This window comes from Domibacillus indicus, assembly GCF_000970685.1.
GTDB lineage: Bacteria > Bacillota > Bacilli > Bacillales > Domibacillaceae > Domibacillus > Domibacillus indicus.
The window spans coordinates 291,410-303,754 of record NZ_LAJB01000002.1; the positions used below are offsets into that span (position 1 = coordinate 291,410).

Sequence of the window (12,345 nt, forward strand, 5' to 3'; positions counted from 1 at the left end):
AATGAGCCATCAACCTTGTTCGAGAGAAAGCATTCCACGACCACATTCCATTTATCATAATTCCTGCGCCCTGGGTGTTTTACTAGAGGGCAAATTTACGAAAGATTAATGGTGAAAATTCAAATATGGGCACATTCCTTTTAGTCATCATTTATTTGGCTTCTATCAGTATAGAGTTACCTGATTCATTACTAGGCGCAGCATGGCCTGTGATGCAGCCGGATTTTGGGGCCTCAATTGAGACTGCCGGCTTCCTGTTTATGGTGGTTTCAGGCGGTACCATTATCTCGAGTCTCGCTAGCGGAAAGATACTTGAACGGTTTGGAACCGGCAATGTCACCTTTGTCAGTTGCCTTATGACTGCAGGGGCTTTGTTGGGATTTTATTTTGCTCCCTCGCTTGTTTGGTTAATGATATGTGCCATACCGCTTGGATTAGGAGCGGGAGCTGTTGATGCAGGGCTAAACAATTTTGTTGCTATCCATTATAAGGCACACTATATGAGCTGGCTGCATTGTTTTTGGGGAGTCGGAGCTACTTTAGGTCCTGTCATTATGGCTCAGTTTATTTCAGGACAACATGCCTGGAGAAGCGGGTATCTTGCGATTGCTGGACTTCAGTTTGCGTTAGTTGCCCTCCTTTTCTTCACTTTGCCCCTATGGAACAGGGGGGCAAAAAACGGCCCTATTGCCTCAAATGAAAAGCCGGAAGATTCAAAAGCTGCCTTTTACAGTGAAGATTCTAAGCATGTGAAACCCTTGCAAATCAAAGGGGTTAAACTAGCCCTGGTGTCCTTCTTGTTTTATTGCGGGGTTGAAGCAACCGTAGGGCTTTGGGGAAGCAGCTTTCTGGTAAATGTCAAGGATCTGCCGGCAGCGGCTGCGGCACAATGGGTTTCCCTGTATTACGCCGGAATCACAATCGGCCGCTTTATTACCGGTTTTATTACCTTTAAAATGAGGAATCGCACTCTTATTCGGATGGGGCAAATTATAGCACTGGCGGGTGCTGCCCTTCTGTTCCTGCCGTTGCCGCCCACTTTCTCGCTTGCAGGTTTTATTATGGTTGGATTCGGATTAGCACCGATATTTCCATGTATGCTGCATGAAACACCCATTCGTTTTGGGAAGAAGCATTCCCAGACTATTATGGGATATCAAATGGCTGTTGCCTATACAGGCAGTACATTCATACCGCCCCTTCTTGGGTTCATTGCATCGCATTCCACAATAGAAATCTTCCCATTTTGTATTGTTGTTTTTGTGGCAATAATGTTCCTGAGTTCAGAAAAATTAAATACATTATTGAAAAAGAAGGATTTAGTAAAAAGAAACGACACAAGCTCAACAGCATTTTAATCGTGTTGAGGGCTAACAAGCGTTTTTCAAAAAAGAAGAAATGCAGGAGGAAATCATATGATTAAATTAGTGTTAACGGATATGGATGGCACATTCTTGAATAACAGCGGTGATTTTAACAGAGAACTGTATAAGAATGTGAAAAAGGTAATGAAGGAAAAGGGAGTGGCGTTTGCTCCTGTTACTGGCAAGCAATGTGAACGTGTGGAAGAATTGTTTGGCGAGGATGCTGAAGATTTATGGATTTTAGGAGATAGTGCAACTCGAATCAAACATAATGGAGAATTTGTTTACGAATCACTGCTAAGTAATAAACTGGGACTGGAAATTATCCAGCTGCTTGAGGAAATTAGTCTTGATCATACCATTATTGCGTGTACTAGAAATGGAGCTGTCACTAAAGACCACCTATCCCCGGAAGAAGCGGCTATTGTTAGAAGATCCTATGCTCAAGTAAGACAAGTATCTGATTTTAACGAAATAACAGATGATTTTGTCAAGATTACCATTCACGATCCAGCCCTTAAGTGTTTCGAAACGAGGGAAAAATTATCCCGCTTTTTTGATTCAGCTTATATTGTAGCATCTGAAGCAGCCTGGATTGACATAGCCAATGCGAACGTTCATAAAGGCACGACCGTTGAATACTTGCAGCGTTTATTGAACGTAACACCAGAGGAAACAATGGCATTTGGGGATGGCTACAATGATTTAGAGCTTATGGTTCGCGCCACATACAGCTTTGCTGTCCGAAATGCAGTTCAAGAATTAAAAGACGTTGCGAATTTTATTACCCGTTCTAATGAAGAAGATGCTGTAATGAAAACCATTATTCAATTACTATCCTTGCAAAATGACATAGACAAATAATATAGACCTTTTAAATATCTAAACTAAACAGCTTCCTTCCATATTACACCGGTAGAACGCCAAAAGAATCGAAATAAGCAGATGAATAGGGATTTTATTTTATATGGTAAAGTACCAGCAAATCGCAGATGAAATTGAAATGTATATTGAAGAAAATGCCCTTCAGCAGGGAGATAAACTGCCCGTGTTAGAAGGCTTAATGGCTCATTTTAACGTGAGTAAAAGTACGATTACGAAAGCACTGGAGCTATTGGAGAATAAAGGCGTCGTATTTCAAGTGAGGGGCAGCGGCATTTTTGTAAGAAGGCATAGAAGAAACGGGTACAGAAGCCTCCTTTCTAATCAAGGGTTTAAAAAGGAGCTTGAAGATTTTCACACAGCTTCAAAAGTAATCGAACTGGAAGTAACGAAGCCTGCAAAAGAAATAGCAGATCATTTAAATATTGAACTTGATGACGATATCTATTTTGTAAAAAGGGTTCAGTATATTGACAGGCAAATTTTGTGCCTTGAAGAATCCTATTTTAATAGATCCATCGTTACCTATTTGAATAAAGAAATTGTCTCTGAATCCATTTTTGATTATATTCAGAAAGGTTTAGGGGTAAAGATCGGCTTTTCAGATGTGTATCTTCACGCAGGAAAGCTGAAGGAAGAAGAGGCAAAACAATTATGCCTGGAAAGTGAAGAGCCTGCCTTTTATGTCGAATCCGTTTTTTATTTAACCAGTGGACAGCCGTTTAATTTTTCAAAAGTCACTTATAATTATGAACAATCCCAGTTCTTTATCCAAACGAATGGCCACTTTTCCTAAAAACCGAAATAGGGGCTTCCTTTTAACACAAAAACGTACAAGAAGCCGGAGTAGAGGGTAAAACCTTCTCCCTGGCTTCTTTTGGATTAAATGGAGCCGGCTGCTATAGTATTTATTGAACGGCTTATCTTGAAATTAAGTCACACTTCCCTCAACTTGAACAGCATTTAATCAAACCAGCAAGCAAAAAACCCCCGGAAATTTTCGAGGGTCCTATTTTTAATAACAGATGTGGCTTCTTCGTCATCTTTGTATTCTTCAGCTGTCGGCCTTCAGCAAATGGTAACAAGTACGTCCATACTGTTCGTTACGGCAAAAAAAAGGCAGCTTCCACTAAATCCATGATGACGCCAGCTGCCGCTTTACTGCCCTCGGCCGCCGCAATCACCAGCTGGGGAGGCCCGCTGAGCGAAGCATCTCCGCATGCATACACTCCTTCAACTGTTGTTCTTCCCAATGAATCGACTTTAATCCCGCCATTTGCGGTGGCCTCGCAGCCGAGCTGTTCTGCAAAGGGAGCCGACTGCACGAGACCGGTCATCACAATCCCTGCCTCCCTTTGAATATCCCGGCCGTTTTTCAGCCGGACCGCTGTCAGCTTCCCTTCCTTTGAATCGAGGCCTTCAATCCTTTCCTCTACGACTGCCACCTGCTGCCGGGACAGAACAGCTCTCTCCCCATCAGGCATCCGATAGCCGTTTGTGAACACCATTACATCGCGGCTCCAGTTTGACAGCAGCTTGCCCATATGAAAAGCCCGTTCACCTTCCGCAAACACCGCCAGCGCCCGGTCCCGCATTTCCCAGCCGTCACAAAACGGACAGCTGAAAACACTCGTTCCGTAGACGTTTTGAATGCCTGCAATTCCCGGCAAAATATCTCGAAGCCCTGTTGCGAGAAGCACCTTTTTCGCCATATAATCCCTTCCGCCTTTTGTTTGAACCCGGAACACATCACCGGCTTTTTCAACAGTCTCCACCCTCTGTTCTTGAATAGAGACAGACGGATACTTCTCAACATCCATTCTTGCCCGCTTCTTGAACTCCGACGGGCTTACCCCGTCCTGTGTGATAAATCCGTGCGACTCCTGCGTTACCCGGTTACGCGGCTTACCCTCATCAAACAAAATTGTCTGCCGTCCAGCACGCCCCATGACCAGCGCGGCATTCAGCCCCGCAGGCCCCCCGCCAATAATTACACAGTCCAGCATATAAAACACTCCTTTTTATAAAATATATTAAAGACCCTTAATGTCTTTAATTAGTGTAAAAAAATTTATTTTTCTTTTTTTGCTTCTTCACAATGTCTTTTTTCTATCTGCTCCGCTATGCTTTGAATCGTCCGGCCGGCCAGCTCTTTCTTCATGCTGCTCTCCGCCTCGATCATCACCCGCTCAATTAAGCACTCGCTTTCGTTATGGTCAAATGCGCAGTTGAACAGCACCGACTGGCCCTCCACCGCTTCAATCACATCCAGAAACGAAATATCCTGGGCGCGGCGTGAAATACTGTAGCCGCCCTTTGCCCCGGGGACAGATTCAATTAATCCGGCTTTCACAAGCTTTGTCAAAATCTTCGACAAGTACGTCGGAGACAAATCCTGCATGGACGCCAGCTGCTCTACGCTTACTGCCTGGCCCTTTGGTTCCAGCGTTAAATGCACCATTGTATGGAGTGCATAATTGGTTGCTTTTGAATACTTCATTGATGCACCTCATAATTAAAACTATTACAGACATTTAATATCTGTAATTGATTATAACCCGGACTTCGAAAAACCGCAAACTTTTCTTGCCGTAATCTGAAAGTAATTCTTTAGCCGAACTTTATTGAATTTGTTTTCAGGCATCTGGGTGTATATCATCTTTCAAAGGACGGATATCTTCTCTTTTAAGCGCCATTGATTTATGTAAAAGCCGGGGATCATCATGGGATAGGACAGGTGAATCGTGCTATTTAATGGTATAGTAAATTCAATAAATAACTCATTACCAAAAGGATGAATGCGTATGGATGTTGGAATAGCTTATTTTCCGAAGCACTATATTAGCGATAAGCCTGATGCCGGCGGCCATTTTCCGTTTGCTATCGAAGGAACTGTAAATTATATTTTTGATATAGATAACGTTTATCCATTTGAGTGTGATGGGAACTTCGTGCTTGCATGGATGAAAAGCATTAAAGCATATCCTGTCTTCTTTTGTTTCGAGGTTCCTTCTTCTAGTAAACAAGAGTATGAAAAGAATTGCGCAAAAACAAGTGTCCCCTGCCATTACTTGTTCGAAAGCCGGCAGCTGGCTGTGGCGGTTACGGAGATTCAAACTGAAAAGCAATTTCAGGATATTTTCCCCTGGCTCTCTGCAATATGGTCCATTAATGAAACCATTTTATGGTCAGCAAATAAAAATGTGTTTAGCGTGGAACAAAGAGAGTGGACAGGAAGTTGGGAAGGAAAAGTCACAAACACAGTAGTAGTGGAAGCAGGTCAGGACACAAGTGTTTTTTGGATTGGCTACGGTGGTACCAGCATTGTCGTTCTCTCAAATAAGCCGCAATTCTCTACATATGAATATATATGCGGAACGCTTCCGGGCTTTGTGCATCCAGCTCTGTGGACCTATGATAACCCAGTATAGCTGCCCGTGTACGTTCGAGGGGGAAAATATATCTTTTTTGATTATATTAGCTCCCCTATAAACCAAATTTCTCTTGTATGACAGGCTTCCTCTTCATCGTCAATAACTTCTTCTTTAAAGCCCTTTACCTTCATTCCACTTGGAATAGATAATTCCCATTCGGCTGCAAGATTTCTTTCCTCTGCTAGTGGAATCCATCTTTGAAAGTCATCGTTCCGGTTAAAAAAGTTCTGAAAGTGACGATCACCTTTGAAAACAATGATTTGTGAGTCCCATAAATGCGGAAAAGTAATACAAGCCGCAGCCCTGAGCTTTTCATTGCTGTCTGGCTTTATTTCCATAAGATGATTTGTTCTGTCTATTAACGCTTGAATGCATAGCCGCTTAACGTTACAGGGAGTTTTATGAGAATTTATAAAGTCCTGGTCCGCGGGCAAGTGCAGATGCCAGTATCCTTTATAAAATTCTGAAGGAAATTCCATTGTGCTCTCTTCTATTCGCTTCATCATATTTTCTGTTTTTCGCTTCATGCCGCGAACTTTTTTTACCCGCATGGCTTTTTCTCCTTATTAACCAGTAATAGAATACTGTTAAAGCACCTTTATTTGCCGTATACGTTATGCTGGTAACGTCAACCTTACATTTGATTTATTTCCCATTTTTATTCGAATGCATTCAAATCGGACAACCATAAAAGCCGCCACAAAAAAGCCCGGGCTTTTCATCAGCCGGGGCTTATTCCATCCAATCTCATTCGATTAATGCTGTAATCCATTTTCTTTAACTAAATCATCCGTCAGGGGCACCAATCATTTGTAAGTGATATCTTCTTTTAGTGAAGCAACTTTACTCAAGGCTGTATTTATATCCGCTTCCTCTACTCCAAAGTGAGCAAGAGCGGTGCCAAGATGGCCGGCGATCGCATCAAACTGGGCTGGCTGAATATTCATACCTTCGTGTGCTTTCGCCATTGATTTTCCTGAATACTGATTAGGTCCGCCCAATGCAAAGCTGATAAATTTTGTCTGGTGGCGGCGTTGCTTTTCCATGTCTGTATGTTCAAAAAAGTGATTCACGGTATCATCTTTAAGCACCAATTCGGAATAAAAATAGTCGACCACTTTGGAAATTGCTTCTTCTCCGCCAACCTTTTCATAAAGTGTTTGTTCCATTGGTATCCCACTCCTGTCTGAATGTTTATACTACCATTTTCCCCAGAAGTGTCCGGTACAATCCCTAATGAATTATTATTAGACATTAATTTTTCCAATTTTTATATCCAATTAACTGATAAGAGGAGATCTCTCACCTTTTTTCATTTGTTTTCAATATTCTCTTCTCTTTAATATAAGGAGACAAACCTTTTAGTTTGCGTTGAAAGGTTTTGCCGTCCGCAAAATCATTTACATCGACAATAATATAAATATCATCATTTGGGGCATGCAGGGAACGAAACAGGGTAACCGCCCTTTTATAAGTTCTTTGTAGATATGGACTGTTTTCATACGCCTCTTTATGGCTATAGCCCACACCGAGTTCAAATCGAATACCCGTTTCCCAGTTATAAAACAAAGGCGGTCTGAGCTTTAATTCCGGGAACGTATTTTGTATATAGTCGCTTACTTGCATTTCTGCCTCTCGCACCTTTCTTTTGCAGGACCATTAATCATAAAGCCCCCATTCATATTCAATAGTCTTTTAGAAAAATCCGTTAAAAATGAATTGTCTTAAATAATTCATCTTCTCTTCTTCAATCGTTCGTTCCTTCTTTTTCAGCCATCAGCTCTTCTATCCTCTGGACATTCTCTTCGCTAAGCAAGTAAATTTGTTCGTCTTCTCCTTTTCGGCCACTATCCGCTTGAATCCGCGCAGAATTTCGATCAGGGTAGAACCAAAAAAGAAATGCCCGGGCGGCACCTTCTTTGAAAAAAAACGTCAGTGTAAGGTTCTCTCCTTCAGCCGTTACGGGACCTGAATGAGGAGAAGAATTCTTTATAGCATCAGCAAACACTTCAATTTCTTCGAGCTGCTTCAAAACCAGCTTTTCTTCAACAGGCTGTTTCGCTTCCGGAAAGTACATTCCTAATCCATTTCCAGTTACCTCTATCCTGCTAATATCCTTTGGAACATCTAACTCCTTTTCCCCGATGAAACTGCAGCCATATAAACCAGCCGTTACCAGCAGCAAGAAACATGCTAAAACGAGTTTTTTCATCGTAAACCTCCTATGTTTCTTCCCGTCTGTTGAATACGTTAAGATCCATCGGTTTTGGCAAATCGCCAGAATGTATCAGTACCCTGACAGCTGCCCTGCTCACCAGAGAAAACGTGTATACCAGTTCAGCATGGTGAGCCTTAAATAGAGACCATCCCCCATATAAATCCTTGCTTGCTCCGGTTATTGGGTTATTTAGCGTTATTGAGACATTTTTGCTTCATTGGTTAAAGGATTCGAGCGCATAACCAGCGTGAACCAAACGGCAAATACAAAATAAACGAATGTTAAAATAGCGAATATCAAGTTAAACTGCTCCGCCAGCTGCCGGATTAGGGCAAAAAAAACAACGATGCAATGAATCAGGTTTCCCAATACGACAGGTCTGTTATAAATGCCGCCGATCCGGGAAGAACGTGTAAACCAGTTTAACATGGCGAATCCTAAATATAATCCTCCAATGATTTGCAGAAGAATCAGAGTTACCGGCGAAGGATCAATCCCTAAAATGTTTGAAATTTCTTCGGGAAGAAAGGTTCCTGCCAGCCCCAACAAACCCATTACCACTGCACTGCTGCTCAAAAGCCATTTTGTTTTCATATTGCTTCCTCTTTTCACCTAATTTTGCAGTTCCTAAATGCAGCCATAGAATACAACGGCTTTCAACGACAATCAATACCACGGGTACGGTTCTGCGTAAGTCAACAGACTCTCGTTCAACGGCTTTATCCGTAGATTGTCTTCCACCAGAAGATTGACCAAGAAGGTTTCAGGCATTCTGGGCGAAGTGTATGTGAACTCAAATGTTCACTTAAACAATAGTGTGGATATGCTTCTATGCGCCCTGTCCCGTGATTTTTCGCAGCATATAGCTTAAGTAGTTTGAAGATTTTGCCGAAAAATATTGCACCGATGGCAGTCCTGTTTGCTGCATCAATTAACAGCCCGAATATTCAGTTAATATTTTATATATTTTATCGCTGCAGATACTAAAGAATTTGGAAGTGAGGGACTTACAGACGTAATGATGTAAATCTACAATTCCATAGTTGTATCATACTATAATAGCTTTTGCCGGCTATACATTTTTTCAAAAAGAATTCCTGTTACATAGTAAAACACGAGGCCGAAACTGATATGAATAAGTGTAAATTCAAGACCGAATGAAGTGAATTCATACACTAGAACTGGCAATTTTACTGTTGACCAGGCCCCTAGGAAAAACACTATATAGCGGACGCTGGCTCCTTTTTTCAATAAAAGTACGGCAATTGGAAAAGCTATATAAAGAGGTCCAGCAGCTGCTGTTGCTAATAATACGGTGAAAAGGATACCAAATATACCTGATTTTTCACCCATGTATCGAATGAGCGTTTCCTTCTTTACCCACTGGTCCAATAATCCCACTAATATAAATATGGGAGGAAGCAGAATGAGCATATCCAAAATATTTTTACCGGTTAACTGAACTGCTTCTGCAGCAACAGCTTGATTTATAAATGCCATAAGGAAAAGCCCTGATAATAAAATAAGAAAGAACCGATATCTTTTTAACTGTTTCATGTCATCACCACCCAGATAATGAATGCAAAGAGAAGAGACATTACCAGGGCAGAAACGTTTCGGGCATAGGCAAAACGATGTCCAAACGTTTTTTGTTCCATAGATAAACTTGCCAGCCCTACAGACATTAATGTCGACATTAATACAGCCACTTGTGGGAGAGCAGCACCATTTTCAACTAATGTATGTCCAAGAGGAAAGACGATAAAGCTGGGAACTATAGCAATCGATCCAATGATTGTTGAATAAACCATGCCAGGTAAACCGGAGTTTTCTCCAATAATTGAAGAAATAAGGGATGGTGTCAATAAAGATAATGTCAGCCCAACAAAAAGCATAATGGCTAATAAATCAGGTAAAACATTGCGAAACATTTTCCATGAGCTTAATACAGCTGCCTTTGTTTTGTGTTTGTCTTTTATAAAAGATATCCCCAGATAAACAGCAGCTATTGTATATAAAACAATTCCATTAGCCATTTCTTTCACTATTCCATTTTTCGTATTTCTCCAGGAAAAACGATAAATTTTGAATTTTTTCTTCAATATCAATTTGAAAATCTTCTAATTTTCTTTTTCCAACTGCAGTGATTTTGTACATCCTTATCGGTTTATCTTGATTAGATGTATTTAGATAAGACTCAACAGCGCCTTCTTCCTCTAATTTTTTTAATGTGCGGTATAATATCGCACTATCAATTGGATTGATGGGAAGCTCTTCCTCACATTTTTGCAGCAGTTTCCCCCCATAGTTATCTCCCTCTGTTAAAAACAGCAAAAGAAATGCACCTGTATGTCTCCCTGTATGCTTCATAAAAGATATAACCTCCTATTTTTAATGTAATGACCTTTTTCCGATAAAACAGTACTGTTAACAACAGTATACTGTCGAAAACAGTATTTAGTCAATTTTTTTATAAAGAAAAAATAAAAGGTGAAGGATTAAAAGGTGCATTCGTTTAACAAGAAACACAAAATGACTAAGGACGTTTCCCGTTCTTTCCTTTTGAGCAAAAATCAGCAGTGAGATAATACAGCCTGCCAGCCATTATTGTGTATGGTTTGATAGTAAACCGGTGCTGTGAAGTTCGATAACTGAACGCAAAGAAGGGATTCTAAAATATGTATTGAATTTAATTAAGAAAATGTATTTAAAAAGGATGGATGGCGAATGGAAAAAGTGATCCCATTTTTAATGTTCCAGGATGGCAGGGCAGAAGAAGCGATCAATTATTACACGTCTGTTATTGAAGAATCAGAAATCATCAGTATTGTTCGATATGGAGCGAATGAACCCGGAGATGAAGGAACGGTTAAGCAGGCTTCTTTTTCGATAAAAGGACAGGAATTTATGTGCATTGACAGCAATGTGAAGCATGCATTTTCTTTTACACCATCATTCTCCATTTATACAGTTTGTACGACTGAGGAGGAAATTGACAGTCTTTATCAGAAGCTTAGCGAAGGAGGACAAGCGCTAATGCCTATAGGCGATTATGGCTTCAGTAAAAAGTTCGGCTGGTTCAATGACCGTTTCGGCGTTTCCTGGCAATTAAATTTTCCTGGATAAAAAACAACGACGGAACCCTGTCACAGGAAGCCAAAACCAAAAAAACCCGGTTGTTAAAGAACCGGGTTTTTACATGCGCCTCTTTTTTAAAAAGGAGTAAGACACACCTCTTCTTCCGGCATGTCGGCACCCCCACTGGCCTTATCCGCAGGCCGTATTGTTGCTTACCATTCTCTCCATTCTTCCGTTATGTCTTCTTTCGTTTTTAATCCGGCTATTTTCGCGCCTTCCTGGATAAACTCGGCTAATTCCTCTCTTTCCATTGTTTCGATAAAGTAATCATGCTGGTCGTTTAATTCATTGAATCTGCTAACCACTTCTTTGACGTTTTCCATAATGGCTGCCTCTGCCGGCCTGTCTTCCAGTTCTTTTAATCTGCTGATGTAAGAGTCAAGAATTACATCGGCTGCATTGATTGCTTCATCCGTAAAAAGATCGTCGCCTTCCTCCATTCTTCTCCTCCATTCTAGTGTCGGCTTTTGCTGGATCAATTTTTCAAAAGTCATCATTAAATCCTCCAGTAATTATCAAATTTCTTTATTATCTATCTTACCGCATTTCACCTGCCTGATTTAGGTGGAATAATTTGTCATATAACTTCATTTGCGTTATCATTGAAATAAAAGCTTAGTTTGAAGGAAACTTAATAACTCATAAAGTGGGAAGCGAGGGCAGGTCATGTCTAAAAAAGCAATTGGATGGTCTGTAATCTTCATGCTGACTGCAGTCATTGTTGGAACAGGAGCATTCCTGGCCGTGGTCATGAACGATCAAAAACAAGAAGAAGCCGATATTAAAGCTGTTTCTACGGAAGGCGTCCATGCGAAGCAAGTCTCATACGGGGTAGTACAGCATTATCTCGATCTTGCGCCTGGAGCCAGCCAGGACGAGGTTATTGAAGCTATGCATAGAATGACACACCAAAAGGTGAAAGCGAATGCTGTACGGGGAGCGATCCCCATGACTGTCACTGCCATTGATGAACTGTACCGCGTCATTCAAATGAATGATTATGAACGGAAAGACGACCTCCTGGAAATAGCAGGCCGCTGGAAAAGAAATGACTTTAGCCACATTGTCAAAGACCACAATTATCTCTGGGAATACCAGGGAAAAGGAGATGGCAAAGCATACGGTGCTTTAAGCAAAGCAGAAGAAAAAGCCTTTGTCGAAGTGAATTTTGGTGAACACAGCGAGCGCTTGCTGAAAGGAATGTAACGCTTCCGATCAAGTAAACCTGCTGAATGATATTGTCATTGCAAATAAAGCCGGAAGAATTTATGATTCCTCCGGCTTTGTTAAAAGAAGCATACGATTTTTC

At 41.1% G+C, this 12,345-nt stretch carries 17 protein-coding genes; 6 read left to right on the plus strand and 11 right to left on the minus strand.

Annotated elements, in window-relative coordinates:
* Nucleotides 1-125 precede the first annotated feature (125 nt).
* The 3 genes from VP98_RS01710 to VP98_RS01720 all read left to right on the plus strand — a co-directional run bounded on the left by VP98_RS01710 (nucleotide 126) and on the right by VP98_RS01720 (nucleotide 3,042).
* The gene (locus tag VP98_RS01710; RefSeq protein ID WP_046173573.1) at nucleotides 126-1,358 is read left to right on the plus strand and encodes an MFS transporter; all 1,233 of its coding nucleotides are present in this window, start codon (nucleotides 126-128) and stop codon (nucleotides 1,356-1,358) included.
* 57 nt (nucleotides 1,359-1,415) lie between these two features.
* The gene (locus tag VP98_RS01715) at nucleotides 1,416-2,228 is read left to right on the plus strand and encodes an HAD family hydrolase (protein WP_046173574.1); all 813 of its coding nucleotides are present in this window, start codon (nucleotides 1,416-1,418) and stop codon (nucleotides 2,226-2,228) included.
* A gap of 103 nt (nucleotides 2,229-2,331) precedes the next feature.
* Nucleotides 2,332-3,042, plus strand: coding sequence for a GntR family transcriptional regulator (locus VP98_RS01720; RefSeq protein WP_046173575.1), 711 nt, complete (start codon nucleotides 2,332-2,334; stop codon nucleotides 3,040-3,042).
* Between the two features lie 307 nt (nucleotides 3,043-3,349).
* On the opposite strand, the gene VP98_RS01725 is transcribed toward VP98_RS01720, so the two are convergent.
* Both VP98_RS01725 and VP98_RS01730 read right to left on the minus strand, forming a co-directional pair.
* The gene (locus tag VP98_RS01725) at nucleotides 3,350-4,252 is read right to left on the minus strand and encodes an NAD(P)/FAD-dependent oxidoreductase (RefSeq protein ID WP_046173576.1); all 903 of its coding nucleotides are present in this window, start codon (nucleotides 4,250-4,252) and stop codon (nucleotides 3,350-3,352) included.
* A gap of 65 nt (nucleotides 4,253-4,317) precedes the next feature.
* Entirely contained in the window at nucleotides 4,318-4,746 is a 429-nt protein-coding gene (locus VP98_RS01730; RefSeq protein WP_046173577.1) for an Rrf2 family transcriptional regulator, read from the minus strand.
* Between the two features lie 304 nt (nucleotides 4,747-5,050).
* Here VP98_RS01730 and VP98_RS01735 point away from each other — a divergent pair, with 304 nt between their 5' ends.
* The gene (locus VP98_RS01735) at nucleotides 5,051-5,677 is read left to right on the plus strand and encodes a hypothetical protein (protein ID WP_046173578.1); all 627 of its coding nucleotides are present in this window, start codon (nucleotides 5,051-5,053) and stop codon (nucleotides 5,675-5,677) included.
* 41 nt (nucleotides 5,678-5,718) lie between these two features.
* Here the strand turns inward: VP98_RS01735 and VP98_RS01740 are convergent, their stop codons facing one another.
* The 8 genes from VP98_RS01740 to VP98_RS01775 form a co-directional block, all read right to left on the minus strand.
* Nucleotides 5,719-6,231, minus strand: a complete 513-nt coding sequence (locus VP98_RS01740; protein ID WP_046173579.1) for a DUF3916 domain-containing protein — start codon at nucleotides 6,229-6,231, stop codon at nucleotides 5,719-5,721.
* A 255-nt stretch (nucleotides 6,232-6,486) separates the two neighbouring features.
* Nucleotides 6,487-6,849, minus strand: a complete 363-nt coding sequence (locus VP98_RS01745) for a group I truncated hemoglobin (protein WP_046173580.1) — start codon at nucleotides 6,847-6,849, stop codon at nucleotides 6,487-6,489.
* A gap of 133 nt (nucleotides 6,850-6,982) precedes the next feature.
* A complete protein-coding gene (locus VP98_RS01750) occupies nucleotides 6,983-7,306 on the minus strand; it encodes a DUF3885 domain-containing protein (RefSeq protein WP_052712092.1) in 324 nt (107 codons plus the stop codon).
* Between the two features lie 121 nt (nucleotides 7,307-7,427).
* Nucleotides 7,428-7,892: a hypothetical protein gene (locus VP98_RS01755; protein WP_046173581.1), complete on the minus strand. Its 465-nt coding sequence runs from the start codon at nucleotides 7,890-7,892 to the stop codon at nucleotides 7,428-7,430.
* Nucleotides 7,893-8,093: 201 nt separating this feature from the next.
* On the minus strand, nucleotides 8,094-8,492 hold the full coding sequence (locus VP98_RS01760; protein ID WP_046173582.1) for a hypothetical protein: 399 nt from the start codon (nucleotides 8,490-8,492) through the stop codon (nucleotides 8,094-8,096).
* A gap of 459 nt (nucleotides 8,493-8,951) precedes the next feature.
* Nucleotides 8,952-9,455, minus strand: a complete 504-nt coding sequence (locus VP98_RS01765) for a permease (protein ID WP_046173583.1) — start codon at nucleotides 9,453-9,455, stop codon at nucleotides 8,952-8,954.
* A complete protein-coding gene (locus VP98_RS01770; protein ID WP_046173584.1) occupies nucleotides 9,452-9,934 on the minus strand; it encodes a hypothetical protein in 483 nt (160 codons plus the stop codon). The genes VP98_RS01765 and VP98_RS01770 overlap by 4 nt, the downstream gene beginning before the upstream one ends.
* Entirely contained in the window at nucleotides 9,927-10,268 is a 342-nt protein-coding gene (locus tag VP98_RS01775; protein ID WP_046173585.1) for a PadR family transcriptional regulator, read from the minus strand. Before VP98_RS01775 ends, VP98_RS01770 begins: the two co-directional genes overlap by 8 nt.
* Before the next feature lie 357 nt (nucleotides 10,269-10,625).
* On the opposite strand from VP98_RS01775, the gene VP98_RS01780 reads away from it, so the two are divergent.
* A complete protein-coding gene (locus tag VP98_RS01780; RefSeq protein ID WP_046173586.1) occupies nucleotides 10,626-11,024 on the plus strand; it encodes a VOC family protein in 399 nt (132 codons plus the stop codon).
* A gap of 164 nt (nucleotides 11,025-11,188) precedes the next feature.
* Here the strand turns inward: VP98_RS01780 and VP98_RS01785 are convergent, their stop codons facing one another.
* On the minus strand, nucleotides 11,189-11,530 hold the full coding sequence (locus tag VP98_RS01785) for a hypothetical protein (RefSeq protein ID WP_046173587.1): 342 nt from the start codon (nucleotides 11,528-11,530) through the stop codon (nucleotides 11,189-11,191).
* 172 nt (nucleotides 11,531-11,702) lie between these two features.
* Here VP98_RS01785 and VP98_RS18190 point away from each other — a divergent pair, with 172 nt between their 5' ends.
* On the plus strand, nucleotides 11,703-12,242 hold the full coding sequence (locus VP98_RS18190; RefSeq protein WP_052712093.1) for a DUF6241 domain-containing protein: 540 nt from the start codon (nucleotides 11,703-11,705) through the stop codon (nucleotides 12,240-12,242).
* Nucleotides 12,243-12,345: the final 103 nt, after the last annotated feature.